The organism is Streptomyces sp. NPDC028305 (assembly GCF_055569495.1).
Map to the genome: position 1 here is coordinate 264,808 of NZ_JBVHTN010000001.1, position 25,009 is coordinate 289,816.

Here is a 25,009-nt window from a genome sequence, read left to right on the forward strand (position 1 = left end):
GGGCTCACCGCTGTTCCTCGGCGTGGCGCGGGAACAGTCCGCCGGGGCGTCCGCGGCCGTTCCAGTTGAGCAGGTTGAACCGGCCGGCGAGCCCGGCACCCGCTCCGGAGGGGGCGGGCACCGGTGGGGCGTGGAAGTCGTCGGCGCCGGGGAAGCCGTCCGGCATCATGCCGGGCAGTCCGTCGGCGTCGAGGCTGCACGTGTCGGTGGGACCGGCGCTGCCTGTGCTGCCCGAGCCCGCGGCGTAGCCGGTGGGGATGACGTACCGCTCCTCGTACTTGGCCAGGGCCAGCAGTCGGTACATGCCCTCGATGGCCTCCTGGTCCATGCCGACCGCGCGGGCGATCGCGGGGTCCCGCTCCTCGCCCAGGTTGATCCGCCGCATGTGGCTGCGCATGGCGGCGAGCCGGCACAGAGCCGCCTCGACCGGCTCCGGGTCGCCCGCGGTGAACAGCTCGGCGAGGTACGAGACGGGGATGCGCAGGGCGTCGATGGCGCCGAAGAGGTTGGCGGGCTCCTCGCCGTCGTGGCCGGTGGCGGTGAGCGCGTCGACGACCGGGGAGAGCGGCGGGATGTACCAGACCATGGGCATGGTGCGGTATTCGGGGTGCAGCGGCAGCGCCACCTTGTACCGGGTGATCAGCGCGTGGACCGGGGAGCGGCGGGCGGCCTCGATCCAGTCGTGCGGGATGCCGGACTCCTCGGCGGCGCGGGCCACTTCCGGGTCGTCGGGGTCGAGGAAGCAGCCGAGCTGGGCCTCGTACAGGTCCTTCTCGTCGGGGACGGCGGCGGCCTCACCGACCTTGTCCGGGTCGTAGAGCAGCACGCCGAGGTAGCGCAGCCGGCCCACGCAGGTCTCGGAGCAGACGGTGGGCTCGCCGGCCTCGATCCGCGGGTAGCAGAAGGTGCACTTCTCTGCCTTGCCGCTGCGGTGGTTGAAGTAGACCTTCTTGTACGGGCAGCCGCTGACGCACATCCGCCAGCCGCGGCAGCGGTCCTGGTCGACGAGGACGATGCCGTCCTCGACCCGCTTGTACATCGCGCCGGAGGGGCAGACGGCGACGCAGGAGGGGTTGAGGCAGTGTTCGCAGATGCGCGGCAGGTAGAACATGAACGCCTGCTCGTACTCCAGGCGGACCTTCTCGGTCATCTTGGCGAGTACGGGGTCGCCGGCGAGGTGTTCGGGGCCGCCGCCGAGGTCGTCGTCCCAGTTGGGGCCCCAGGTGACGGCGGTGGGGCGGCCGTCGATGAGGGAGCGGGGCGGGGCGGTGGGCAGGTCCTCGCCGAGGGGGGCGGTGGTGAGGTTGTCGTAGTCGTACGTCCAGGGCTGGTAGTAGTCGTCGAGGGAGGGGAGTTCGGGGTTGGCGAACAGCCGGGCCAGGCGGCGGGCGCGGCCGCCGGTGCGCGGTACGAGCCGGCCGTTCTTCAGGTGCCAGCCGCCCTTCCACTTGTCCTGGTCCTCGTAGCCGCGTGGATAGCCCTGGCCGGGGCGGGTCTCGACGTTGTTGAACCAGACGTATTCGGTGCCGGACCGGTTGGTCCAGGTCTGTTTGCAGGTGACCGAGCAGGTGTGGCAGCCGATGCACTTGTCGAGGTTCATGACCATGGCGACCTGGGCCATCACCCTGGGGCGGGACGGCTGGCGGCGGGGCATGTCAGTACTCCACGTTCTGGGACCGGCGCCGGATGACGGTGATCGCGTCGCGCTGGTTGCCGGTCGGTCCGTAGTAGTTGGGGGCGAAGGAGAGCTGGGCGTAGCCGCCGATGAGGTGGGTGGGCTTGATGAGCAGCTTGGTGAGGGCGTTGTGGGTGCCGCCGCGGCCGCCGGTGGCTTCGGACTTGGGCACGTTCACCATGCGTTCCTGCACGTGGTACATGAACACCGTGCCTTCGGGCATGCGGTGGGAGACCACGGCCCGGGCGACGACGACGCCGTTGGCGTTGACGGCCTCGATCCACTCGTTGTCGGCCACGCCGATGGCCTGGGCGTCGGGCACGCTGAGCCAGATGACGGGGCCGCCGCGGGCCAGCGTCTGCATGATCAGGTTTTCCTGGTACTCGGAGTGGATGGACCACTTGGAGTGCGGGGTGACATAGCGGACGGTCACGGAGCGGCCGGCGTCATCGGGGCCGGTGCCGGGTGGCGGGGCCTCGCCCAAGGCGGCCATGTCCAGCGGGGGCCGGTAGACGGGCAGTTGCTCGCCGAGCTCGGCCATCCAGTCGTGGTCCAGGTAGAAGTGCTGGCGGCCGGTGAGGGTGTGCCAGGGCTTGCGGTGCTCGGTGTTGATGGTGAACGGCGCGTAGCGGCGGTCAGGGGCCTCCTTGCCGGACCACTCGAAGCTGGCGCCGACCTGCACCGGGCGGGTCTGGGTGTCGGAGAACACCACGCGGCGCTCGGCCACCGAGGCGCCCAGTTCGGTGAGGCCCGAGTCCGGTCCGCAGCGGTCGGCGAGCTGCCGGAATCCCTCGGCGGCGATGCGCCCGTTGGTGGTGCCGGAGAGGGCGAGGATCGCCTCGCACATCTTGGTGTCGGTGTCCAGCAGCGGCCGTCCCTTGGCGGCGCCCCGCGTGGCGGTGCCACAGCGGTCGGCCAGCCAGGCCGCCTCCGGCGTGGGGTCGACGCCCACGCCCTTGACCCGCATCCCCTGCCGTTCGGCGAGGGGGCCGAAGGCGGCGAGCCGGTCGGCGACGGCGGTGTAGTCGCGCTCGACGAGGGCGAAGTCCGGCAGGTTCCGGCCGGGCTCGGCGCCCGTCACGGCGCCGGTCGCGGCGTCGCGCCAGTCCGGGACGGTGCCGCCGGGCTGGGCGGTCTCGCCGGGGGTGTCGTGCATCAGGGCGCAGGCCACCAGGTCGTGGGCGACCTCCAGCCGTCCGGCGGCGAGTTCGCTCAGCTTGCGGGCGAGGCCGTGGAAGATCTCAAAGTCGGTGCGGGCCTGCCAGGGCGGGATGATCGCCGGGGTGAAGGCATGGACGTACGGGTGCATGTCGGTGCTGGACAGGTCGTGCTTCTCGTACCAGGTGGCGGCGGGCAGGACGAGGTCGGCGAAGAGCGTGGTGGAGGTCATCCGGAAGTCCAGCGCCAGCAGCAGGTCGAGCTTCCCGTGCGGCGCCGTATCGCGCCAGGTCACATCCGCCGGGCGGTTGCCGGGCGGGGCCTCCTCTGCGGTGGCGTTGTCGCGGGCGCCGAGCAGATGGCGCAGGAAGTACTCGTTTCCCTTGGCCGAGGAGCCGATGAGGTTGGCTCGCCAGACGGTCAGCACGCGGGGCCAGTTCTCCGGCGCGTCCGGGTCCTCGCAGGCGAAGTCCAGTCCCCCGGTGGCCAGTTGTTCCGCGACCCACTCCCCCGCCGGCCGTCCGCTCTCCTGCACCCGGCGGCCCAGGTCGAGGGGGTTGGTGGAGAAGGTGGGGTACGAGGGCATCCAGCCGAGCCGCATGGACTGGGCGACCAGGTCCGCGGTGTGCCGGCCGGCGAACAGGCCGCGGCCGGTGGGGGACGCCAGCGCGTCGGCGCCGTACCGCTCGTAGCGCCACTGGTCGGTGTGCAGATACCAGTACGGGGTGCCGGCCATCTGCCGGGACGGCCGCACCCAGTCGGCCGCGGTGGCCATCTGCTGCCAGCCGGTGAAGGGCCGCACCTTCTCCTGGCCCACGTAGTGCGCCCAGCCTCCGCCGTTGACGCCCTGGCAGCCGGTGAGCAACAGCAGGGTGAGGAAGGAGCGGTAGATGGTGTCGGAGTGGAACCAGTGGTTGGTGCCCGCCCCCATCACGATCATGCAGCGCCCGCGGCTCTTCTCGGCGGTGGCCGCGAACTCGCGCGCCGCGCGGATCACGGCAGCGGCCGGGACGGAGGTGATGGCCTCCTGCCAGGCGGGGGTGCCGGGCACCGAGGCGTCGTCGTAGCCGGTGGGCCACTGTCCGGTCAGGCCCGGGCGGCCCACCGCGTACTGGGCCATGAGCAGGTCGAAGACCGTGGTGACCAGCCGGCCGCCGAGCCGCCGCGCGGGGACGGCGCGCCGGACGGTGGCGCCTGGCACATCGAAGCGGGGCAGTTCGACCTCGACGGTCTCGACGCCTGTGGTTCGGTGGAAGGTGAGCCGGGGCGTGATGCCCGCCAGGTCCAGGTTCCAGCGGCCCTCGCCGCCCTTGCTCCAGCGGTCGCCCATAGTGCCGTTGGGGACGACCGGGCGGTCGGTCTCCGCGTCGTGGAGCACCGGCATCCAGCGCCGGGCCGCCTCGTCGGCGTGGGCGGCCAGGCCCGGGTGGGTCGCCTCCAGGTCGGCGGCGGTGAGGAACTTGCCGGGGGTGTGGTGTCCGGACGGCTCCCGCTCCGTCGGTTCCACCAACTCCACCAGGAACGGCAGGTCGGTGAAGCGGCTGACGTAGTCGGTGAAGTAGGGGACCTCGCGCTCGGCGAAGCACTCCTTGAGGATCACGTGCCCCAGCGCCATGGCGACCGCGCCGTCGGTGCCGGGGTGCGGGTGCAGCCACTCGTCGGCGAACTTGGTGGCGTCCGCGTAGTCCGGGGAGACCACCACCACCTTCTGCCCCCGGTAGCGGGCCTCGGCCATCCAGTGGGCGTCGGGGGTGCGGGTGACCGGGACGTTCGACCCCCACAGCATCAGATAGGCGGCGTCCCACCAGTCGCCCGACTCGGGTACGTCGGTCTGGTCGCCGAACACCTGGGGGGAGGCGATGGGCAGATCCGCGTACCAGTCGTAGAAGGAGATCATCGGCGCGCCGATCAGCGACATGAAGCGGGCGCCGACGGCGTGCGAGGCCATCGACATGGCGGGGATCGGGGAGAACCCGGCGATCCGGTCCGGGCCATAGGTCCGCAGGGTGTGCACATGGGCGGCCGCCGCGATCTCCAGCGCCTCCTCCCAGCCGATGCGCACCAGCCCGCCCTTGCCGCGGGCCGACTGGTAGCGATGGCGCTTGTCCGGGTCGCCGGTGATCTCCGCCCAGGCCGCCACCGGGTCGCCGAGCCGCGCCTTGGCCTCCCGGTAGAGCTCGACCAGCACGCCGCGGGCGTGTGGGTAGCGCACCCGGGTGGGCGAGTAGGTGTACCAGGAGAAGGAGGCGCCCCGCGGGCAGCCGCGGGGCTCGTACTCCGGGCGGTCGGGGCCGACCGAGGGGTAGTCGGTCTGCTGGGTCTCCCAGGTGATCAGCCCGTCCTTGACGTACACCTTCCAGGAGCAGGAGCCGGTGCAGTTCACGCCATGCGTGGAGCGCACCACCTTGTCATGCGCCCAGCGCTCCCGGTACGGGGAGTCCTCCACGACCTGGTCGGTCCGGTACACGGCCCGCAGGTCTCGGGTGGTCGGGGTGCGCCTCAGGGACGCCCCGGCCCGCAGGAGACGCTCGGTCACCGCTGCTGCGGCTGCCTCGGCCTCCGATCGTGTTGTGCGACGCGCCACGGACCAACAACTCCTCTGGGGTGGGGCCCCGTGCCGTTTCCCCCGGCAGCGGACGTGACCTGATTCGGTTCGCGCCACAGCATCGCTCGCACATCAGCCGCACAGTCTGACTGCTTTCAGCCATTTAGCATCACCTGAAACTGTTTTTTCTTGCACTTTGCAATGCTTGCCTCAGGCCTATGACTTGCCCACATGGCAAAAGTGAACGGGAGTTGACTGCGCGTCAAAGCTGCCTGGCGGGCGGGTGGGGTGCGGGCCTCTTCAGCGCCCGGACGGCGCCGGACGGGGGACCTTGCCGTTTCTTGACCACTTTTTCTGGCCGGATCTTCGACCGGCCCACGCGCCGAACGAGACCAGCGCCCATGCCACAGAGGCAGCCCACGCCATCACATGCCCGACGGCGACGAGGCCGTACGGCCCCTCGGCGGCGCCGACGGCGGCCGTGGACACGGAGTACATGCCCAGCGGGAAGACGATCGTCCACCACGTCGGCTCATAGCTCAGCGGCACCCGGTGCACCCCGTGCCGCCAGACCCCGGCGGCCACCAGCACCGGCAGCAGACAGGTGGCCCAACCCCACATGACCAGGAGAAACCCCTCGACCGGGGCCCGCAGGGGCGAGGTGCCAAGCCCCTGTGCGACGAGCCGGGCGCCGGCCAGCAGGCTGATCGCGCAGGCGCCCATCGTGACCCAGTACGGCGGTGTCAGCTCCCGCGGCCGGACGCCGAAGCGCAGCAGCCGGCCCGCCACCCCGGTGGCCACCACGACGTACAGCACCACCCCCAGCGCCCAGCCGGCCGTCTTCGCCGCCAGGGCCCGGTGGGGTTCCAGCGCGCCGGCCGCCAGCACCACGGACTGGAGCCCCACCACGCACAGAAACCAGCCGCCCTCGACGCGCCGCAGGGCTCCGGCCGGGCCGAGCCCGCGCACCACGCGCCCCGCGCACCACATCAGCGCCGGCCATACGGGCAGGGCCACGGCCAGCAGAGTCGCCGCGGCCGGCCACCACGGCCCGGCCGCCAGCCGGGTGGCGAGCACATCGGAGCCCGCGACGAAGGTGAAGAAGCCGAACACCGTCGCCGGGTCCCTCAGCTCCGCCGCCACGTCATGCCGGTGCCTCGTCACGCGCCGCGCCCAGGCCGCCAGCAGCAGCCCGTACATCGCCACGGCCACCGCCAGCAGCCCGTCCGACAGCCATCGCGCACCCGCCGATCCGACGGCCTGCGAGACGATCCCCGTCGCCATCACCGGAGCGAAGCCGCCCGGCGGCAACTCCCGGTCCGGCCGCGCCCATCTCATCCACATCACGCCAGGAGGCTGCCACCGGCCCGGCGCGCCGACGCCGCGGTTCGGCGGGGCGGGCCCTCGGCGGGGGTGCGTTCGGCCAACGGCACCCCATGATCTGGCCACGCCGTCTTGGTGATTGCTTGGCGCTATGCAGAGATACGCGATACCCGGCGGGGCGCCGGGCCGCCCCGGGTACGCGGGACGGCTCGAATGGCTGTCGCGAACAGGGCCGCGAACAGGTGAACGCCCCCTGGGGAGGGGGCGCGGGGCGATCGAAAGATGCTGGTTTGTGGGGGTTCGTGATGCCCTTCTGGTGCGGTTGTGTCGTGCGTGCTTCTGGGGCCTCCTGCCGGGCCTACGCCTCGTTCTCCTGGGCCTGCCGGACGTGCAGCGCCCGGCGCAGATCGTCGATCTCGTCGCCCAGGCGGCGGCGCAGCTCCGGGGAGGTGGAGGCGGAGGCCGACGGGTCGTCGCTGTTCAGGCACTCCTCCCCCAGCCGCAGCGTCCGCTCGTCCACCGTCGACGGGAAGCCCCAGCGGGCGACCGAGTCCGCGATGGCGGGGCCACGGCGGTCGGCCAGGGCGACGGCGGCCGGGAAGTAGGCGGTGACGTACTCGTCGAGGAGGGCATGCTGTTCGGGCTGCCAGAAGCCCCCGGCCGTGGCGGTGACCAGGTAGTTCGACAGCTCGGGGCCGTCGTCGGGCTCGAACAGCGCGGCCCAGGCGGCGCGTTTGGCCTCGGCGTCCGGGAGCGCGGCGCGGCAGCGCGCGGCGCCCTCCTGGCCGGTGGCGCTGGAGTCCCGGACGAGCTCGGCGTCGATGTCGCCGGGGGTGGCGGCGCCGAGGACGGCGAGCCGTCCGAGGATCTGCCAGCGCAGCTCGGGGTCGAGGGCCGGGCCGCCGGGGACGGTGTCGCCGTCGAGCCAGTCGCTCAGCTCGGCGGCCGAGGTGGCGCTGTGGATGAACGTGCGCACGGCGGCGAGCCGCAGCCCGGGGCCCGAGCCGTCCTCGGTACGGCGCAGCAGGTCGCGGCAGGTGGCGGTGATGGTGGCGAGGGCGGCGGCGCGGCGGTGGGCGGGCAGATAGCGGTCGGCGATCTGGTTGCGGGCGAAGGCGAGCACACCCTGGACGATGGCTATGTCCGTCTCGTGCGGGAGGTGGGCGCGGGCGGCGTCGAGATAGGCGCCGGGCGCCAGCTCCCCGTCGCGCACCATGTCGCGCGCGGCGTTCCACACGACGGCGCGGCTGAGGGCTTCGGGGAGGCCGGACAGGGAGCGCAGGACGGTCTTCCAGGAGCCGGGGTCCAGGCGGATCTTGGCGTAGGTGAGGTCCCCGTCGTTGAGGAGCAGCAGATCGGGGCGGGGCCCGGTGAAGGGGAGGGTCAGTGCGCCGTCGCCCTCGTTCAGCTCGGCCTCGACGCGGTCGCGCAGCACGAGCTTGTGGGGGGCGGCGGGCTCGTGGTCGTACAGGCCGATGGCGATGCGGTGGGGGCGGGGGCTGCTCTCGTCGGTGCCCTGGTGGTGGATCTCCGCGGTCCACCGGCCGCCGTTGGTGGTGATCACGGGCGTGAGGGTGTCCACTCCGGTGGTGCGCAGCCAGCGATCCGCCCAGGCGTGGACGTCCCGGCCGGACGCCTCGGCGAGCGAGTCGATGAAGTCGGCGAGGGTGGCGTTGCCGAAGCGGTGCCGGGCGAAGTGGGCGTTGATGCCGTCGAGGAAGTTCCGCTCGCCGAGCCAGGCGACGAGCTGGCGCAGCGCGGAGGCGCCCTTGGCGTAGGAGATCCCGTCGAAATTGAGCCGGGCGGCGGCGGTGTCGGGGACCTGCTCGGGCTCCGGGGCCACGGGGTGGGTGGAGGGGCGCTGATCGGCGTCGTAGCCCCAGTTCTTGCGGCGGACGCCGAAGTCGGCCCAGGTGTCGGTGTAGCGGGTGGTCTCGGTGAGGGTCTGGTAGCCCATGTACTCGGCGAAGGACTCGTTGAGCCAGATGTCGTCCCACCACTTCATGGTGACCAGGTCGCCGAACCACATGTGGGCCATCTCGTGGGCGATGACCATGGCGCGGGTCTGGCGCTCGGCGTCGGTGACGGCGGAGCGGTAGACGAATTCGTCGCGGAAGGTGACGAGACCGGGGTTCTCCATGGCGCCGGCGTTGAACTCCGGGACGAACGCCTGGTCGTAGGAGTCGAAGGGGTACGGCTCGTCGAAGATCTCGTGGTAGCGGTCGAAGCAGCGGCGGGTGATGTCGAAGAGCTCGTCGGCGTCGGCCTCCAGGTACGGCGCGAGGGAGCGGCGTACGTGCAGGCCGAACGGCAGACCGGCGTGCTCGGTGCGCACCGAGTGGTACGGGCCGGCGGCGACCGCGAACAGATAGGTGCTGATGGGCGGGGTGGGCGCGAGCCGCCAGCGGCCCTCGTGCGGTTCGCCGACGCGGGTGGCGATGCCGTTGCCGAGGACGGTCCACTCGGGCGGGGCGGTGACGTGCAGCTCGAAGACGGCCTTGAGGTCGGGCTGGTCGAAGCCGACGAAGACGTCGTTGGCGTCGGACATACAACACATGGTGTAGAGGTATGTCTCGCCGTCGGCGGGGTCGGTGAAGCGGTGCATGCCCTCGCCGGTGCGGGAGTAGCGCATGTCCGTCTCGACGCGCAGCTCGTGCTCGCCCTCGGCGAGCCCGGTGAGCGGCAGGCGGCCCTCGGCGATCACGTCGGCGGCGTTGTCGAGGGGGAGCTCCTGGCCGTCGAGCACGGCGCGGTGCAGGGCGGCCGGTTTGAGCTCGGCGAAGGTGTCTACGTCCGTTTCGCGCGCGGTGAAGCGGATGGTGGTGGTGGAGCCGAAGATCTCATCGCCACGGGTGAGGTCGAGGTCGATGGTGTAGCGATGGACCTCGATGAGGCTGGCTCGGGTCTGCGCTTCGTCGCGCGTCAGTACGGACATGAAGACATGCTGCCCTACTGCCTGTGGGGGTCACACGCGTGGGAAGAGGTTGCGGGGCGCGCGGGTCCGGTGGGGGTGCGCCTGCTGTTCGTGGTGGTGCCGGGGGCGGGGGCTCCGAGGCTGTCACGCCTGGACCGCGCCGGTCCGGTGTGGGGTGCGCGTGGGGTGCGTGGGTGGTGCCGGGGGCGGGGCCTCCGGGGCTGTCACACCTGGACCGCGCCGGTCCGGTGGGGGTGCGCCTGCTGTGGGTGCGTGGTGCGGGGGTGGGGCCTCCGGGGCTGTCACCCTGGACCGCATATTTACGGCGCCGGTGCCCGGAAGCGCGGTGTTACCCGGAACTTCGCGCCACAAATATGCGTAAGCGTCCAGGGCACCACCCCTGCACCCCCACCCCCTCCCGCCGTCGGCGGCTCCCCCTGCGTCCCGCCCCCGGTGCCTTGCCGCCGGGGGCTCCGGACCGGCCGGGAAGCGTCAGCAGCGCCGCAGGCCGGGCCCGCCCGCCGGGCCGCCCGAGCGCATCGGGGGTCAGGGGGCGGAGCCCCATGGAAACGGGAAGGGGCGGGGTGGGGAAAGGCCCCCCTCAGCCGCGCGGGCGCGCGGTCACGTTCGCAGACGACGGCCATGCGGCGGCCGGTCCCGTCCGGCCCGGGGCCTTCGGGGCCCGGGCCGCAGAACTGTCGGCAGGCGTGTGCCACGTCGTGGACGCGTCGGCCCGGCGCGGCGGTGTCCCAGTCGATGAAGGCGACGGGGCGGGGGCGGTAGACGGTGTTCTTCGGGGACAGGTCGTTGTGGCACACCACCTCGTCGCCCTCGGCGAGCGGCGTCCCGGCGGTCAGGTCGTGGAACTCGCGGATCAGGCGGGCCATCGCGGCCAGGCTCTCGTCGTCGCCGACGGTGGGCGGCTGGTCCGGCTGCCATGCGACGTGACCGTCGAGGTACGAGAGCACCTCGCGGCCCTGCTCGTCGGTGCCGAGGTGGCGGGGCGCGCCGGGCCAGCCGTGCCGGGCGAAGTGGGTGAGGCGTACGTAGGCGGCCCGTTCGGCGGGGCGGCGCCGGACGGTGTTGCCGACCCGGACGACCTCGGTGACGAAGCCGCCGGGCAGCGGCTCCTCGTCCATCAGGAGCGCGCGATGGTCTCGTGGTGCCGGATGACCTCGGCGATGATGAAGTTGAGGAGTTTCTCGGCGAAGGCGGGGTCGAGCTTGGCGCTCTCCGCGAGGTCGCGGAGCCGCGTGATCTGGCGGGCCTCGCGGGCCGGGTCGGCCGGGGGGAGCTTGTGGGCGGCCTTGAGGTAGCCGACCTGCTGGGTGCACTTGAAGCGCTCGGCCAGCATATGGACCACGGCCGCGTCGATGTTGTCGATGGAGTCGCGCAGCCGGGCGAGTTCCGCGCGGACGGACTCGTCGATCTCGTCGTTGGTGCTCATGGCGGTGAGCCTATGCGGCCCGGCACGCTCCGGTTACCGGCGGGTGACCGCCCCCGGCCCCTGTGGGGGGTGGGTGAGGGGCCGGAGGCGGTCGGGTCGGAGTGCTCTCCCCGGTCGAGCGCCTCCACCCTGGAGGAGTGGGTTATGGATCTGCGGGTTCCATTCGGGGTGGGAATTCCGGGTGCGGAGATATCGTCGGGAGATGATCGCGAAGCTTCAGTGCATCGTCGTGGACTGCCCCGACCCCGGGGCGCTGGCCGGTTTCTACGCCGGGATCCTGGGCGGGCGGGTGGACGACAGCAGGCCGGAATGGGTGACGCTCACCTCGCCGGAGGGGGTGAGGTACGCCTTCCAGGCGGCGCCCGACCACAAGCCGCCGCGCTGGCCGGACCCGGACCATCCGCAACAGTTCCATCTGGACTTCGACGTCGAGATGATCGAGGACGCGCAGCGGGAGGTGATCGCCCTGGGCGCGACGTTCCTGTACGACAGCGGGGGCGAGCGGGCGGGGTTCCGGGTGTTCAGTGATCCCGCGGGGCATCCGTTTTGTCTGTGTTACGGGCAGGGCTGAGCGCCCCTGGCTGATGGGCCAGGGGCGCACACGTGTCAGCCGCCGAGCTGGGTGGCGCCTGCCTTGATGTCCTTGGCGAAGGTGCTCACCTCGGTGTAGACGCCGGGCTTGCCGGGGCGGGCGCAGCCGTCGCCCCAGCTGACGATGCCGACCTGGATCCACGCCCCTGCCTCGTCCTTGCGGAACATCGGGCCGCCGGAGTCGCCCTGGCAGGTGTCGACGCCGCCGGTGTCCATGAATCCGGCGCAGATCTCCTCGCCGGCGACAAGGTCGCTGTACGCCCTCTTGCAGGTGGTGTCGTCGACGAAGGGCACGGTGGCCTTGAGCAGGTAGCGCTGCTGGCCGCCGCCCTCGACCGCGGCGCCCCAGCCCGCGACGGTGAAGTCGCCGTTGTTGTAGGCGGTGGTCTCGGCGATCTTGAGGGTGGGCTGGTTGATGGGCTGGGCGAGCTTGATCAGTGCCCAGTCCTTGCCGGTGCCGTTGTAGCCCGGGGCCTGGAGGACCCGGGTGGACTTGACCTTGACGGCGCTGGAGCTCTGGAGGTCGACCACGCCGGCGGTGGCGGTGATGGAGGTGTTCGCGCCGCTGCCGGACACACAGTGGGCGGCTGTGAGCACGATGTCCTGGGTGTAGAGGGCGCCGCCACAGCCCATGGACAGCCGCACCATGAACGGGAATTCACCCTGGGCGGCGCGGGTGCCGCCGACGACGGAGGGGCCGGGCTCGGGGCTCTTGGCCTGGGCCAGGGAAGTGCCGGGCAGCAGGCTGAACGCGGCGAGGGCGACGGCTCCGACGGCGGCCGCTCTCTTGACGGGCTTCCGGTGATTCCGCAACGGAGTTCCCTTCGTGGGGGGTTGAGCTACTTGCCAGGCTCATGCCAAGCAGCGTTGCGATTATCCGAACGGCCCGATCGGCCTGACAAGGGTCGCTTTCCGGCCAGGCCTGCGGCGCGACCGGGCCCGGCGCCCGTATCGTGGAGACAGGGGGCACGGCGGACGACGGCTACGGGGTGACGGCGTGGCGGCACCGGGCAGCGACATCGAGCACGGATTCCCGCACCTGGACACCGTCCGGGCCGCGCTCACCGCGCTCTACAAGCGCCTGTCGTACGACGGGGTGCGGACCTTCGGGCTCAGCGTGGCCCCGGGCGATGTGGCCTTCTCCGACCAGGACGATCTCTACCTCGGCGCCCAGCGGGTGGCCCGGGTCATGGTGCGGCATCTGCGCCTCCCCGACGCCCGCATGATCGTGAGCTTCCGCGAGATGCGGCACGCGGGAAACGTCGAGCTGGCCGCGGGCCCGGAGTACTTCGTCGAGCTCAACTCCCGCTTCAAGACCCACCGCCGGGACATCGGCGCGGCCCTCGCCCACGAGGTCACCCATGTGTATCTGCACCGGCTCGACCTGGCGTTCCCCGGCACCCGCGACAACGAGATCCTCACCGACACCACGGCCGCCTATCTCGGCGCGGGCTGGCTGCTGCTCGACGCGTACCGCGAGAGCTCCGTCTCCAGCCAGAAGCTCGGCTATCTGACCCCGGAGGAGTTCGGCTATGTCCTGGCCAAGCGGGCGCTGACGTTCGGCGAGGACCCGGCGATCTGGTTCACCAGCCCGCAGGCGTACGAGGCGTACGTCAAGGGCCTGGACGTGGCGCGGCGCGACGAGCGGCAGCCGCCGCTGGCCGCGTCCGGCTGGGCGGGCCGCCGCCGGTATGCGCGGGACCGCCGGTTCGCGCAGGTCGATCCGCTGGCGCCGGTGACCGGCGGGGGCGGGTACGCCTTCGAGAGCGGCTCCCCGCTGCGTGTCACCTTCCCCTGCCCGACCTGCCGGCAGCGCATCCGAGTCCCCGTGGGCGGCAGGATTCGGGCCCGGTGCGGGCTGTGTCGTGCGGTGCTGGAGTGCGACACATGATCCAGGCGTCGTAAGGTCGGCCGTATGAGCCCCTCCATCGCCACCAACACCCGTGTCGGCCGCGACGAACTGCTGGAGTTCGTACGGCCGCGCCACCGCGCCATCCTGATGACCCGCCGCGCCGACGGCTCGCCGCAGGCCTCGCCGCTGACGTGCGGCGTCGACGACGCGGGGCGCGTCGTCGTGTCGACGTACCCCGAGCGCGCCAAGGTCCGCAACGCGCGGCGCGACCCGGCCGTCAGCCTCATGGTGCTCTCGGACGAATGGAACGGGCCGTGGGTCCAGATCGACGGCACCGCCGAGGTGATCGACATCCCCGAGTCGGTGGAGCCGCTGGTCGAGTACTACCGCAATATCGCGGGCGAGCACCCGGACTGGGACGAGTACCGCGCGGCCATGGTCAAGCAGGGCAAGTCGCTGATCCGGATCACGCCGGAGCGCTGGGGCCCGATCGCCACCGGCGGCTTCCCCGCCCGGCTGGTCGAGGACTGAGCGGCCCCGGGGAAGTAGGGGTGGGTTCCCGCGTCGTCTGGTGCAGGGGGCACCTCCCAGCGGTAGCTGGGGGCGCCGTGCCAGGCGGCGTGGGGGCCCGCCTCTACTTCCTCGGGGTCGCTCAGGGCTGACGCACCCGGGTCAGCACGCGCCGGGGCGGGCGTAGAGGAGCACCACCATCCCCTGCACCTCCCGCTCGGCGCACCGGCGGAAGTGCTGGGCGAGCACCTCGCGCTTCGTCCGCTCCTGCGGGGTGTCGTCCGGCCGCCGGCCGGGCGGGTCCGTCACCACGGCGATCCGCTCGGCGGTCATCATGCGGGCGCGGATGCGGGGCGCGCCAACGCACGGGCTTCCCTCGTCACTGCTCGCTCCTCCGTCGCTGCGCGGCTCCTCAGTCCAGCCCGCACAGCGCGCCAAGACACGCTCATGCCGGCACCTCCGCATCGGGGCCGCGGGCGCCGGAGGTGATCAGCGGCGGGGCGTCGGGCGCGCGCAGATAGCCGAGCAGGACCTCCTCCAGGGACGGCTCTCTGACGATCCAGCCGTCCTCGGCCGGCGGGGCCGACGGGCGGATCAGCGCCGTGAGTTGACGGCCCGTCACACGCCTCTCGACCACGGTGTGGCGGGCGATCTCGGCCGTTCCGTGGTCGGCGCGCGGGCCGGTGATCAGGCGGTGGGCGGCCTGGACGGCTTCGGTGTCGCCCGCCAGCCGGACCCGGCCGCCGCCCATCAACAGCAGGAAGTCGCAGACGCCGTCGAGTTCGGCGAGCACATGGGTGGAGATGACCACGCTGGTGCCGTGTTCGGCTGCCTCCGCCATCAGGGCGCCCATCATCCGGTGCCGCCGCAGCGGGTCCTGATCGGACATCGGCTCGTCGAGCAGCAGCAGGTCGGCGCGTTTGCCGAGGGCGAGGGCCAGGGCCACACAGGTGCGCTGGCCGCCGGAGAGGGAGCCGACGCGGGCGGCCGGCTCCACCTCGGCCTCGGCGATGACGCGCTCGGCGGCGGCCTGGTCCCAGCCGGGGTTGAGTTCGCGGCCCAGGCGCAGGGTCTCGTCGACGGTGAAGCGCGGGTAGAGCGGCTTGTCCTGGGCGACGAAGGCGATGCGCCGCCGCGCCTCGGCGGACCGCGGGTCGGCGCCGAAGACCCGTACGGCGCCGGTGGTCGGCGCGATGAGGTCCGCGGCCAGGGACAGCAGGGTGCTCTTGCCCGAGCCGTTGGGGCCGACCAGGGCGCAGATGCGCCCCGCGGGCAGCCGGAACGTGACGTCCCGCAGGGCCCAGCCGCGCCGGTACTTCTTGCCCAGTCCGGTGGTCTCCAGGGCGGTGGAGGGATCGTGTCGGTCGGTCACCCGTGCTCCCTGTTCAGGACGGTGCTCTCGCCGGTGGTGGTGGGGCCGTCGGGGAAGCGCTCGTCGAGGACCGCGGCGATCAGCGCGGCGACGTCCTCGCGGTCAAGACCGGCGGCGCGCGCCCGGTCCGCCCAGGCCGCCAGCTCGGCGCGCAGCGGCGAGTCGGCGGCGGCGCCGGGCCGGGCCAGCGAGCGCCGTACGAAGGTGCCGAGGCCGGGCCGCGGTTCGACCAGGCCCTCCCGCTCCAGTTCGCGGTAGGCCTTGAGGACGGTGTTGGGGTTGATCGCGGTGGCCGCGACGACCTCCTTGGCCGTGGGCAGCCGGTCCCCCGGCTCCAGCAGGCCCAGGCGGAGCGCCTGCTTGGTCTGCTGGACGATCTGGAGATAGGTGGCGATGCCGCTGCGGCGGTCGATGCGGTATTCCACCACCCTCCACCACCCTTTCACTAATCAGTTAGTGGAATGATGATGTGGCGATCTCCGAGGGGTTGTCAAGGCGGGCCGGTGGCGGGGGCGGAAACCACGCGGCGCCCGCCCCCGGTCGGGTGGGGGCGGGCGCCGTGCGGCCGGTCCGTACGCCGTTGTACGGGCGGAGTCCTGAGGAGTTACCTGATCAGACGGTCAGCGAGCGGTCGGTCGGGCGGATCGGGGCGGGCAGCGCGCTGGTTCCGGCCAGGTAGCGGTCCACGCCGCGGGCGGCCGAGCGGCCCTCGGCGATGGCCCAGACGATCAGCGACTGGCCGCGGCCCGCGTCGCCGGCCACGAAGACGCCGTCGACGTTGGTGGCGAACTCCGCGTCGCGGGCGACGTTGCCGCGCGCGTCCAGCTCCAGGCCGAACTGCTTGACCAGGCCGTTCTCCTGGTCGGTGCCGGTGAAGCCCATGGCCAGGGTGACCAGCTGGGCCGGGATCTTCCGCTCGGTGCCCGGCTGCTGCTCCAGCTTGCCGTCCTTGAACTCCACCTCGGTCAGGTGGAGCCACTGCACATTGCCGTCCTCGTCGCCCTCGAAGTGGGTGGTGGAGACGGAGTACACCCGCTCACCGCCCTCCTCGTGCGCCGAGGTGACCTTGTAGAGCATCGGGAAGGTCGGCCAGGGCTGGCCCGCGGAGCGCTCCTCGCCCGGGCGCGGCATGATCTCCAGCTGGGTGACCGAGGCGGCGCCCTGGCGGTGGGCGGTGCCGACGCAGTCCGCGCCGGTGTCGCCGCCGCCGATCACCACGACGTGCTTGCCCTCGGCGCTGATCGGGGCGGTGACATAGTCGCCCTCCTGCACCTTGTTGGCCAGCGGCAGATACTCCATGGCCTGGTACACGCCCTTGAGCCGGCGCCCGGGCACCGGCAGATCGCGGGCGGTGGTGGCGCCCGCCGCGATGACCACGGCGTCATAGCGCTTGCGCAGCTTGGCGGCGTCGATGTCGCGGCCGATCTCCACCCCGGTGCGGAACTTGGTGCCCTCCGCGCGCATCTGCTCGATCCGGCGGTTGATGTGGCGCTTTTCCATCTTGAACTCGGGGATGCCGTAGCGCAGCAGCCCGCCGATGCGGTCGGCGCGCTCGTACACGGCGACCGTGTGGCCGGCCCGGGTCAGCTGCTGGGCGGCGGCCAGGCCGGCCGGCCCGGAGCCGATGACGGCGACGGTCTTGCCGGACAGCCGCTCGGGCGGCTGCGGGGTGACGTCGCCCGTCTCCCAGGCCTTGTCGATGATGGTGACCTCGACGTTCTTGATGGTCACCGCGGGCTGGTTGATGCCCAGCACACACGCGGCCTCGCACGGGGCGGGGCACAGCCGCCCGGTGAACTCCGGGAAGTTGTTGGTCGCGTGCAGCCGCTCGCTGGCCTCCCGCCAGTCCTCGCGGTAGGCGTAGTCGTTCCACTCGGGGATCAGGTTTCCGAGCGGACAGCCGTTGTGGCAGAACGGGATGCCGCAGTCCATGCAGCGGCCGGCCTGCTTGCTGATGATCGGCAGCAGCGAGCCGGGGACGTAGACCTCGTTCCAGTCCTGGACGCGCTCGCCCACCGGACGGGTCGTGGCGACCTCGCGGTCCGTGCTCAGAAAGCCCTTGGGATCAGCCATTGGTCGCCGCCTCCATCATCTTCTCGGTGGTCTCGGACTCGGAGAGCCCGGCTCGCTCGGCGGCGTCCTTGGCGGCGAGCACTGCCTTGTACGTGCTGGGGATGATCTTGCTGAAGCGGGCGAGCGCGGCGTCCCAGTCGGCGAGCAGCGCACCCGCGACGGTGGAGCCGGTCTCCTCGTGGTGGCGGCGCACCACATCGTGCAGCCACGGCCGGTCGGTGTCGTCGAGCGCCTCGATCGCCTCGACGTTGCCGACGTTGACGTTGTCCCGGTCCAGGTCGACGACATAGGCGATGCCGCCGGACATGCCCGCCGCGAAGTTGCGGCCCGTCGGGCCGAGCACCACGGCCCGGCCGCCGGTCATGTACTCGCAGCCGTGGTCGCCCGCGCCCTCGGAGACCACGGTCGCGCCCGAGTTGCGGACGCAGAACCGCTCGCCGACGCTGCCGCGCAGGAACATCTCGCCGCCGGTGGCGCCGTACGCGAGGGTGTTGCCCGCGATGGTGGAGTACTCGGTGAGGTGGTCGGCGCCCCGGTCCGGCCGGACGATGACCCGGCCGCCGGACAGGCCCTTGCCGACGTAGTCATTGGCGTCGCCCTCCAGCCGCAGGGTGACACCGTGCGGCAGGAACGCGCCGAAGGACTGGCCGGCCGAGCCGGTGAAGGTGATGTCGATGGCGTCCTCGGGCAGGCCCGCGCCGCCGAACTTCTTCGTCACCTCGTGGCCGAGCATGGTGCCCACGGTGCGGTTGATGTTGCGGATGGCGACCTGGGCGCGGACCGGCTGGGCCGCCTCGGCGCTCTCCGCGTTCAGCGCGTCGGCCGCGAGCTTGATCAGCTCGTTGTCCAGCGCCTTCTCCAGCCCGTGGTCCTGGCCCACCACCTGGTGGCGCGCCGCGCCCTCGGGCAGCTCCGGGACGTACAGCAGCGGGGCGAGGTCCAGGCCCTGCGCCTTCCAGTGCTGCACCGCGCGGCTGGTGTCCAGCAGTTCGGCGTGGCCGACGGCCTCGTCCAGGGTGCGGAAGCCCAGCTCGGCCAGGAGCTCGCGGACCTCCTCGGCGATGAACTCGAAGAAGTTCACCACGAACTCCGGCTTGCCGCCGAACCGCTCGCGCAGCACCGGGTTCTGGGTGGCGATGCCGACCGGGCAGGTGTCCAGGTGGCACACGCGCATCATCACGCAGCCGGAGACGACCAGCGGGGCGGTCGCGAAGCCGAACTCCTCGGCGCCGAGCAGCGCGGCGATCACCACGTCGCGGCCGGTCTTCAGCTGGCCGTCGGTCTGCACCACGATGCGGTCGCGCAGGCCGTTGAGCAGCAGCGTCTGCTGGGTCTCGGCCAGGCCCAGCTCCCAGGGGCCGCCCGCGTGCTTGAGCGAGGTGAGCGGGGAGGCGCCGGTGCCGCCGTCGTGGCCGGAGATCAGCACCACATCGGCGTGCGCCTTGCTGACGCCCGCGGCCACGGTGCCGACGCCGACCTCGGAGACCAGCTTGACGTGAATGCGCGCCTTCGGGTTGGCGTTCTTCAGGTCGTGGATCAGCTGGGCGAGGTCCTCGATGGAGTAGATGTCGTGGTGCGGCGGCGGGGAGATCAGGCCGACGCCCGGGGTGGAGTGCCGGGTCTTGGCGACCCACGGGTAGACCTTGTGGCCGGGCAGCTGACCGCCCTCACCGGGCTTGGCGCCCTGCGCCATCTTGATCTGGATGTCGTCGGAGTTGACCAGGTACTCGCTGGTGACGCCGAAGCGGCCGGAGGCCACCTGCTTGATCGCCGAGCGGCGCGCCGGGTCGTACAGCCGCTCCGGGTCCTCGCCGCCCTCGCCGGTGTTGGACTTGGCGCCCAGCTGGTTCATGGCGATCGCCAGGTTCTCGTGCGCCTCCTTGGAGATGGAGCCGTACGACATGGCGCCGGTGGAGAAGCGCTTGACGATCTCGCTGACGGACTCGACCTCCTCGATCGGGATCGAGGGCCGGTCGTTCTTGTCGTTCTTGAATGCGAACAGGCCGCGCAGCGTCATCAGCCGCTCGGACTGCTCGTTCACCCGCTCGGTGTACATCTTGAAGATGTCGTAGCGGCGGGAGCGGGTGGAGTGCTGGAGCCGGAAGACCGTCTCGGGGTCGAAGAGGTGCGGCTCGCCCTCGCGGCGCCACTGGTACTCGCCGCCGATCTCCAGCGCCCGGTGGGCGGAGGGGATGCCGGAGACGGGGTACGCCTTGACGTGGCGGGCGGCGACCTCCTGGGCGATGACGTCCAGGTCGGCGCCGCCGATCTTGGTGGCGGTGCCGTGGAAGTAGGAGTCCACGAAGGACTCGTCCAGGCCGACGGCCTCGAAGACCTGCGCGCCGCGGTAGGAGGCCACGGTGGAGATGCCCATCTTGGACATCACCTTCAGCACACCCTTGCCGAGCGCCTTGATCAGGTTGCGGATCGCGGTCTCGGCCTCGACACCCGGCAGGAAGGTGCCGGCGCGGACCAGGTCCTCGACCGACTCCATCGCCAGGTACGGGTTGACGGCCGCGGCGCCGAAGCCGATGAGCAGCGCGACATGGTGCACCTCGCGGACGTCGCCCGCCTCGACCAGCAGGCCCACCTGGGTGCGCTGCTTGGTGCCGATGAGGTGGTGGTGGACGGCTGAGGTGAGCAACAGGGAGGGGATCGGGGCGTGCTCGGCGTCCGAGTGGCGGTCGGAGAGCACGATCAGCCGGGCGCCGTCCTCGATGGCGGCGTCGGCCTCGGCGCAGATCTCCGCGATGCGCGCGGCGAGCGCCTCGCCGCCCCCGCCGACCCGGTACAGGCCCGACAGGGTCGCGGCCTTCAGGCCGGGCATGTCGCCGTCGGCGTTGATGTGGATGAGCTTGGCCAGCTCATCGTTGTCGATCACCGGGAAGGGCAGGGTGACGCTGCGGCAGGCGGCCGGGGTGGGCTCCAGCAGATTGCCCTGGGGGCCCAGCGAGGAGATCAGCGAGGTGACCAGCTCCTCGCGGATGGCGTCCAGCGGCGGGTTGGTGACCTGCGCGAACAGCTGGGTGAAGTAGTCGAACAGCAGCCGCGGCCGCTCGGAGAGGGCGGCGATCGGGGAGTCGGTGCCCATCGAGCCGATCGGCTCGGCGCCAGTCTTGGCCATCGGGGCCAGGATGACGCGCAGCTCCTCCTCGGTGTAGCCGAAGGTCTGCTGGCGGCGGGTGACCGAGGCGTGGGTGTGCACGATGTGCTCGCGCTCGGGCAGGTCGGTCAGGTCGACCAGACCGGCCTCCAGCCAGTCGCCGTACGGCTGCTCGGCGGCCAGCTCGGCCTTGATCTCGTCGTCCTCGATGATGCGGTGCTCGGCGGTGTCCACCAGGAACATCCGGCCCGGCTGGAGCCGGCCCTTGCGCACCACCCTGGCCGGGTCGAGGTCCAGCACGCCGACCTCGGAGGAGAGCACGACCAGGCCGTCGTCGGTGACCCAGTAGCGCCCGGGCCGCAGACCGTTGCGGTCGAGGACCGCGCCGACCTGGGTGCCGTCGGTGAAGGTGACACAGGCCGGGCCGTCCCAGGGCTCCATCATCGTGGAGTGGTACTGGTAGAAGGCGCGCCGCGCCGGGTCCATGGAGGGGTGGTTCTCCCAGGCCTCGGGAACCATCATCAGCACGCTGTGCGGCAGCGAGCGGCCACCGAGGTGGAGCAGCTCCAGGACCTCGTCGAAGGTCGCGGAGTCGGAGGCGTCGGGGGTGCAGATCGGGAAGATCCGCTCCAGGCTCTTGTCCCCGAACAGGTCGCTGACCAGCTGCGACTCCCGGGCGCGCATCCAGTTGCGGTTGCCCTTGACCGTGTTGATCTCGCCGTTGTGCGCGACGAAGCGGTACGGGTGGGCCAGCGGCCAGCTCGGGAAGGTGTTGGTGGAGAACCGCGAGTGGACCAGCGCGACGGCCGTGGCGAAGCGGCGGTCGGACAGGTCGGGGAAGAACGGCTCCAGCTGACCGGTGGTCAGCATGCCCTTGTAGACCAGGGTGCGCGAGGACAGCGAGGGGAAGTAGACCCCGGCCTCCCGCTCGGCGCGCTTGCGCAGCACGAACGCCTTGCGGTCCAGGGCCAGCCCGCTGCTGGCCCCGTCGGCGACGAAGAGCTGGGCGAAGGCGGGCATGACGGAGCGGGCGGCCTCGCCGAGCAGGTCGGGGGCGACCGGGACCTCGCGCCAGCCGAGGACGGTCAGGCCCTCCTCGGCGGCCATCCGCTCGATGTGGTCGGCGGCGGCGTCGGCCTCGCCGTCCGGGAGGAACGCGATGCCCACGGCGTACGAGCCGGCCTCGGGCAGCTCGAACCCGCTGACACTCGTCCGGAGGAACGCGTCCGGGACCTGGACGAGGATGCCCGCGCCGTCACCGGACCGGGGGTCGGCACCGGTGGCTCCGCGGTGCTCAAGGTTGCGCAGCACGGTCAGAGCCTGCTCCACGAGCTCATGGCTGGCCTCGCCGGTGAGGGTCGCCACGAAGCCGACGCCACAGGCGTCGTGCTCATCGCGCGGGTCGTACATCCCCTGTCGGGCGGGGTGGGATGCGGAGCGCATCGGCTCTCCCGTCGTCGTCTACGGCATTTGGGTGTGCCGAGGGACGACGCTGGCCCTCCGCCAAGAAATTTTCGTGCAGGTTACATGATGGGTCGCTTCTCGGGAAGCGGATAGCACGTTCCATCATGCGGACACCGGGCACGAGGGATGAAGTGAGGCAAGGGGGATCAAAAGATCACCCCGCCGGGAGCGCGAAGCGGGCGACGTTGCCCGCGGCGCTCCGGCGTTATGCCCGTTGGTAAACGGATTGAAACCGTCGAGTTACGGCGCAATCTTGCGGCTCGCCGTATGGTAAATCAACCCACGGCCGTGCCAAAGAGTATGCCCAAGGCATATGTCACACCGGCGGCCGCGCCACCCAGCGCCAGCTGTCGCAGTCCGCTGAACCACCAGCTACGGGCCGTCACCCGCGCCACCACCGCACCGCACGCGAACAGCCCGATCATCGCCAGCACCACGGCCGGCCACAGCGCCGACGCCCCCAGCAGATAGGGCAGCAGCGGCAGCAGCGCGCCCAGAGCGAAGGAGCCGAACGAGGACACCGCCGCCACCAGCGGCGACGGCAGATCGTCCGGGTCGATGCCCAGCTCCTCGCGGGCGTGTATCTCCAGCGCCTGCTCCGGGTCCCTGGACAGCTGCTCGGCCACCTGGCGCGCCAGCCCGGGCTCCACGCCCCGCGACTCGTACAGCGCCGCCAGCTCCTCCAGCTCGTCCACGGGGTGCTTGCGCAGCTCGACCCGCTCGACCTCCAGCTCGGCCTCCACCAGCTCGCGCTGGGAGGCCACGGAGGTGTACTCCCCGGCCGCCATCGAGAACGCGCCGGCGGCGAGCCCCGCCAGCCCGGTGATCACGATCGTCTGCCGGTCCACGGCGCCGCCCGCCACACCGGTCATCAGCGCGAGATTGGAGACCAGACCGTCCATGGCGCCGAACACGGCCGGCCGCAGCCAGCCGCCGTTCACATCGCGGTGGGTGTGGTTGTCACGGTGTGCGATGTGCGGCGGTTCGGTGCTCGCGATGACAGACATGATGGATACTGCGCTCCCTTCGAGGGGGGTGCGGGCGTGGCCGCCCTCATCCCAACAGCTCGAAGGTACGCACGAATTCCTTGTCCCCGCCAGCAAGGAAGGCCGAACTTACCTCGCTGACCTGCGGAAATACGAAAGGCCGCCGAACCCGGGCGGGTCCGGCGGCCTTTCCGGGAACACTACTTGGCAGGTTCGGCCGGTTCGGCCGGCTCGGCCGCGGCGGTCTTCTCGGCGCCACCGTCCTCCGCCTCGGCCTGCTTCTCGGCGCCACCGTCCTCAGCGGCCTGCTCGCCCTCGGCCACCGCGGCGGGCTCCACGATCTCCTCCCGGCCGGGAGACTTCTTCGCGGAGATCACCATGTAGGCCACCGCCGCCAGGAAGACGAAGATCGCCGTCCAGTTGTTCAGCCGCATGCCCAGCACATGATGGGCGGTGTCCACCCGCATGTACTCCACCCAGAAGCGGCCCACCGTATACGCGGCGACATACAGCGCGAACGCCCGGCCGTGTCCGAGCTTGAACTTCCGGTCCGCCCAGATCACCAGCAGCGCCACACCGACGCACCACAGCGACTCGTACAGGAACGTCGGCTGGTATGTACCGGCCACCCGCCCTATCCCCGGGTCCGCGTCGATCTTCAGGCCCCAGGGCAGATCGGTCTTCTCGCCGTACAGCTCCTGGTTGAACCAGTTGCCCCAGCGGCCGATCGCCTGGGCGAAGGCGATCCCCGGCGCGACCGCGTCGGCCCACGCCGGGAGCGGGATCCCCCGGCGCCGGCAGCCGATCCAGGCGCCGAGCGCGCCCATCGCGATCGCGCCCCAGATCCCGAGGCCGCCCTCCCAGATCTTGAAGGCGTCCACCCAGTCGCGGCCGTCGGTGAAATACAGCTCGTAGTCGGTGATGACGTGATACAGCCGGCCGCCGACGAGGCCGAAGGGCACCGCCCACACGGCGATGTCGGCGACCGTGCCGACCCGGCCACCTCGGGCGACCCAGCGTCGGCCGCCGAGCCAGACCGCCACGAAGACACCGATGATGATGCAGAAGGCATAGCCGCGCAGCGGGATCGGGCCAAGGTAGATCACGCCGGACGACGGGCTGGGAATGTATGCGAGGTCCATGTCAGAGTCGACGCTACCTTGCCGAGCGGCGGATGCGGCAACCCACCCGGCGCAACGGCTGGATAACTCTAGCCCTTGACGACCATCCGCTTGAGCTTCCGCGGGCTCAGCGGCTTGTTCGGATCGCCGTAGATCGACTTCCCCTCCAGGAGAACGGTCGGCGTCGAGCTGTAGCCCGAGCGGGCGAAGCCGTCATTGGACTTCCGCACCCACGCGTCGTGCCGGCCCTCCTCCACACAGCCGCGGAAGGTCTTGGTGTCCAGCCCCGGGACCTTGCCCGCCAGCTTGATCAGCTTCGACTTGTCCGCGTATGTGTCCTTGGTCTCCGACGGCTGGTTCTTGTAGAGCACATCGTGGTACGCCACATACTTCCCGGCGTCCTGCGCACAGGCCGCCGCGTTCGCCGCGGTCAGCGAGCCGGTGCCGCCCAGGTTCCCGTCGATGATCGTCACCAGGTGGTAGCGCACCTTCAGCCGCCCCTTGTCCTGAAGCTGGTGCACGGTCGTACGGAACACGTCCTCGAACTGCTTGCACCCGGGACAGCGGAAGTCCTCGTACACGGTCAGCGTCTTCTCCGCGCTCGCCTTCCCCGTCGGGATCACGGTGCCGCTCGCGCCCCGGGGGGCGACCGCCGCGCCCCCGGACTTCGCGTCCCCGCCGGTCCTGGTGGCGACCATGCCCACCCCGGCGGCCACCCCGAGCACGGCCACGACCGCCCCGGCCACCCCCATGCCGCGGCGCCGCTTGGCGCGGATCCGGTCCTTCTCTCGCTGTTCCCGCAGCCGCTCCCGGGCGCTGCTCTTACCCACACGGTTTTTCTCGCTCACGCCCTCGACAACGAGGCGGAGGAGCCC

General features: G+C 71.6%; 17 protein-coding genes and 1 pseudogene. 3 read left to right on the forward strand and 15 right to left on the reverse strand.

Translation table 11 applies throughout. The annotated features are described in order from the left end of the window. Nucleotides 1–4 precede the first annotated feature (4 nt). The 6 genes and pseudogenes from narH to ACZ4WQ_RS01245 form a co-directional block, all read right to left on the reverse strand. Entirely contained in the window at nucleotides 5–1,654 is a 1,650-nt protein-coding gene (narH, locus tag ACZ4WQ_RS01220; protein WP_468021902.1) for a nitrate reductase subunit beta, read from the reverse strand. 1 nt (nucleotide 1,655) lies between these two features. Continuing rightward, nucleotides 1,656–5,417, reverse strand: a complete 3,762-nt coding sequence (locus ACZ4WQ_RS01225) for a nitrate reductase subunit alpha (RefSeq protein WP_468021903.1) — start codon at nucleotides 5,415–5,417, stop codon at nucleotides 1,656–1,658. Between the two features lie 261 nt (nucleotides 5,418–5,678). Next, nucleotides 5,679–6,722, reverse strand: coding sequence for a tellurite resistance/C4-dicarboxylate transporter family protein (locus tag ACZ4WQ_RS01230; protein WP_468022091.1), 1,044 nt, complete (start codon nucleotides 6,720–6,722; stop codon nucleotides 5,679–5,681). Between the two features lie 337 nt (nucleotides 6,723–7,059). Further along, nucleotides 7,060–9,636 carry an aminopeptidase N gene (gene pepN / locus ACZ4WQ_RS01235; protein WP_468021904.1) on the reverse strand — a complete coding sequence of 859 codons (2,577 nt, stop codon included), beginning with the start codon at nucleotides 9,634–9,636 and terminating at the stop codon, nucleotides 7,060–7,062. A gap of 299 nt (nucleotides 9,637–9,935) precedes the next feature. Next, a pseudogene (locus tag ACZ4WQ_RS01240) lies at nucleotides 9,936–10,787 on the reverse strand (phosphotransferase); the annotation flags it as partial. Further along, a complete protein-coding gene (locus tag ACZ4WQ_RS01245; RefSeq protein ID WP_311724828.1) occupies nucleotides 10,754–11,062 on the reverse strand; it encodes a chorismate mutase in 309 nt (102 codons plus the stop codon). The gene ACZ4WQ_RS01245 and the pseudogene ACZ4WQ_RS01240, both read right to left, overlap by 34 nt. A gap of 202 nt (nucleotides 11,063–11,264) precedes the next feature. Here ACZ4WQ_RS01245 and ACZ4WQ_RS01250 point away from each other — a divergent pair, with 202 nt between their 5' ends. Further along, nucleotides 11,265–11,633, forward strand: coding sequence for a VOC family protein (locus ACZ4WQ_RS01250; protein ID WP_311724827.1), 369 nt, complete (start codon nucleotides 11,265–11,267; stop codon nucleotides 11,631–11,633). Between the two features lie 35 nt (nucleotides 11,634–11,668). On the opposite strand, the gene ACZ4WQ_RS01255 is transcribed toward ACZ4WQ_RS01250, so the two are convergent. Then, the gene (locus tag ACZ4WQ_RS01255; RefSeq protein WP_311724826.1) at nucleotides 11,669–12,466 is read right to left on the reverse strand and encodes a S1 family peptidase; all 798 of its coding nucleotides are present in this window, start codon (nucleotides 12,464–12,466) and stop codon (nucleotides 11,669–11,671) included. A gap of 184 nt (nucleotides 12,467–12,650) precedes the next feature. Between ACZ4WQ_RS01255 and ACZ4WQ_RS01260 the strand changes: the two genes are divergently transcribed. Both ACZ4WQ_RS01260 and ACZ4WQ_RS01265 read left to right on the forward strand, forming a co-directional pair. Then, nucleotides 12,651–13,544: a hypothetical protein gene (locus ACZ4WQ_RS01260; RefSeq protein ID WP_398370213.1), complete on the forward strand. Its 894-nt coding sequence runs from the start codon at nucleotides 12,651–12,653 to the stop codon at nucleotides 13,542–13,544. Nucleotides 13,545–13,568: 24 nt separating this feature from the next. Further along, the gene (locus ACZ4WQ_RS01265) at nucleotides 13,569–14,036 is read left to right on the forward strand and encodes a PPOX class F420-dependent oxidoreductase (protein WP_385339349.1); all 468 of its coding nucleotides are present in this window, start codon (nucleotides 13,569–13,571) and stop codon (nucleotides 14,034–14,036) included. Nucleotides 14,037–14,177: 141 nt separating this feature from the next. Here ACZ4WQ_RS01265 and ACZ4WQ_RS01270 read toward each other — a convergent pair whose 3' ends face one another. The 8 genes from ACZ4WQ_RS01270 to ACZ4WQ_RS01305 all read right to left on the reverse strand — a co-directional run bounded on the left by ACZ4WQ_RS01270 (nucleotide 14,178) and on the right by ACZ4WQ_RS01305 (nucleotide 24,982). Then, on the reverse strand, nucleotides 14,178–14,351 hold the full coding sequence (locus ACZ4WQ_RS01270) for a hypothetical protein (RefSeq protein WP_385339346.1): 174 nt from the start codon (nucleotides 14,349–14,351) through the stop codon (nucleotides 14,178–14,180). 109 nt (nucleotides 14,352–14,460) lie between these two features. Continuing rightward, nucleotides 14,461–15,387, reverse strand: a complete 927-nt coding sequence (locus ACZ4WQ_RS01275; protein ID WP_311724819.1) for an ABC transporter ATP-binding protein — start codon at nucleotides 15,385–15,387, stop codon at nucleotides 14,461–14,463. Continuing rightward, the gene (locus ACZ4WQ_RS01280) at nucleotides 15,384–15,815 is read right to left on the reverse strand and encodes a GntR family transcriptional regulator (RefSeq protein ID WP_311724818.1); all 432 of its coding nucleotides are present in this window, start codon (nucleotides 15,813–15,815) and stop codon (nucleotides 15,384–15,386) included. Before ACZ4WQ_RS01280 ends, ACZ4WQ_RS01275 begins: the two co-directional genes overlap by 4 nt. Before the next feature lie 184 nt (nucleotides 15,816–15,999). After that, a complete protein-coding gene (locus tag ACZ4WQ_RS01285; protein ID WP_358846025.1) occupies nucleotides 16,000–17,460 on the reverse strand; it encodes a glutamate synthase subunit beta in 1,461 nt (486 codons plus the stop codon). Next, complete coding sequence (gene gltB / locus ACZ4WQ_RS01290; protein WP_468021905.1) at nucleotides 17,453–22,006, reverse strand: glutamate synthase large subunit; 4,554 nt, start codon at nucleotides 22,004–22,006, stop codon at nucleotides 17,453–17,455. The genes ACZ4WQ_RS01285 and gltB overlap by 8 nt, the downstream gene beginning before the upstream one ends. 296 nt (nucleotides 22,007–22,302) lie before the next feature. Further along, on the reverse strand, nucleotides 22,303–23,034 hold the full coding sequence (locus ACZ4WQ_RS01295; RefSeq protein WP_311724816.1) for a VIT1/CCC1 transporter family protein: 732 nt from the start codon (nucleotides 23,032–23,034) through the stop codon (nucleotides 22,303–22,305). Between the two features lie 179 nt (nucleotides 23,035–23,213). After that, on the reverse strand, nucleotides 23,214–24,155 hold the full coding sequence (lgt, locus tag ACZ4WQ_RS01300; protein WP_468021906.1) for a prolipoprotein diacylglyceryl transferase: 942 nt from the start codon (nucleotides 24,153–24,155) through the stop codon (nucleotides 23,214–23,216). Nucleotides 24,156–24,223: 68 nt separating this feature from the next. Then, nucleotides 24,224–24,982, reverse strand: coding sequence for a DsbA family protein (locus tag ACZ4WQ_RS01305; protein WP_311725048.1), 759 nt, complete (start codon nucleotides 24,980–24,982; stop codon nucleotides 24,224–24,226). Nucleotides 24,983–25,009 lie beyond the last annotated feature (27 nt).

What these genes read in the sequence shown, in the direction of transcription:
- ACZ4WQ_RS01285 (WP_358846025.1), bottom strand. Translation starts at nt 17,460, where the DNA reads ATGGCTGATCCCAAGGGCTTTCTGAGCACGGACCGCGAGGTCGCCACG.
- ACZ4WQ_RS01295 (WP_311724816.1), bottom strand. Translation starts at nt 23,034, where the DNA reads ATGTCTGTCATCGCGAGCACCGAACCGCCGCACATCGCACACCGTGAC.
- pepN (WP_468021904.1), bottom strand. Translation starts at nt 9,636, where the DNA reads ATGTCCGTACTGACGCGCGACGAAGCGCAGACCCGAGCCAGCCTCATC.
- ACZ4WQ_RS01250 (WP_311724827.1), top strand. Translation starts at nt 11,265, where the DNA reads ATGATCGCGAAGCTTCAGTGCATCGTCGTGGACTGCCCCGACCCCGGG.
- gltB (WP_468021905.1), bottom strand. Translation starts at nt 22,006, where the DNA reads ATGCGCTCCGCATCCCACCCCGCCCGACAGGGGATGTACGACCCGCGC.
- ACZ4WQ_RS01265 (WP_385339349.1), top strand. Translation starts at nt 13,569, where the DNA reads ATGAGCCCCTCCATCGCCACCAACACCCGTGTCGGCCGCGACGAACTG.
- ACZ4WQ_RS01245 (WP_311724828.1), bottom strand. Translation starts at nt 11,062, where the DNA reads ATGAGCACCAACGACGAGATCGACGAGTCCGTCCGCGCGGAACTCGCC.
- ACZ4WQ_RS01270 (WP_385339346.1), bottom strand. Translation starts at nt 14,351, where the DNA reads ATGATGACCGCCGAGCGGATCGCCGTGGTGACGGACCCGCCCGGCCGG.
- lgt (WP_468021906.1), bottom strand. Translation starts at nt 24,155, where the DNA reads ATGGACCTCGCATACATTCCCAGCCCGTCGTCCGGCGTGATCTACCTT.
- narH (WP_468021902.1), bottom strand. Translation starts at nt 1,654, where the DNA reads ATGCCCCGCCGCCAGCCGTCCCGCCCCAGGGTGATGGCCCAGGTCGCC.
- ACZ4WQ_RS01230 (WP_468022091.1), bottom strand. Translation starts at nt 6,722, where the DNA reads ATGTGGATGAGATGGGCGCGGCCGGACCGGGAGTTGCCGCCGGGCGGC.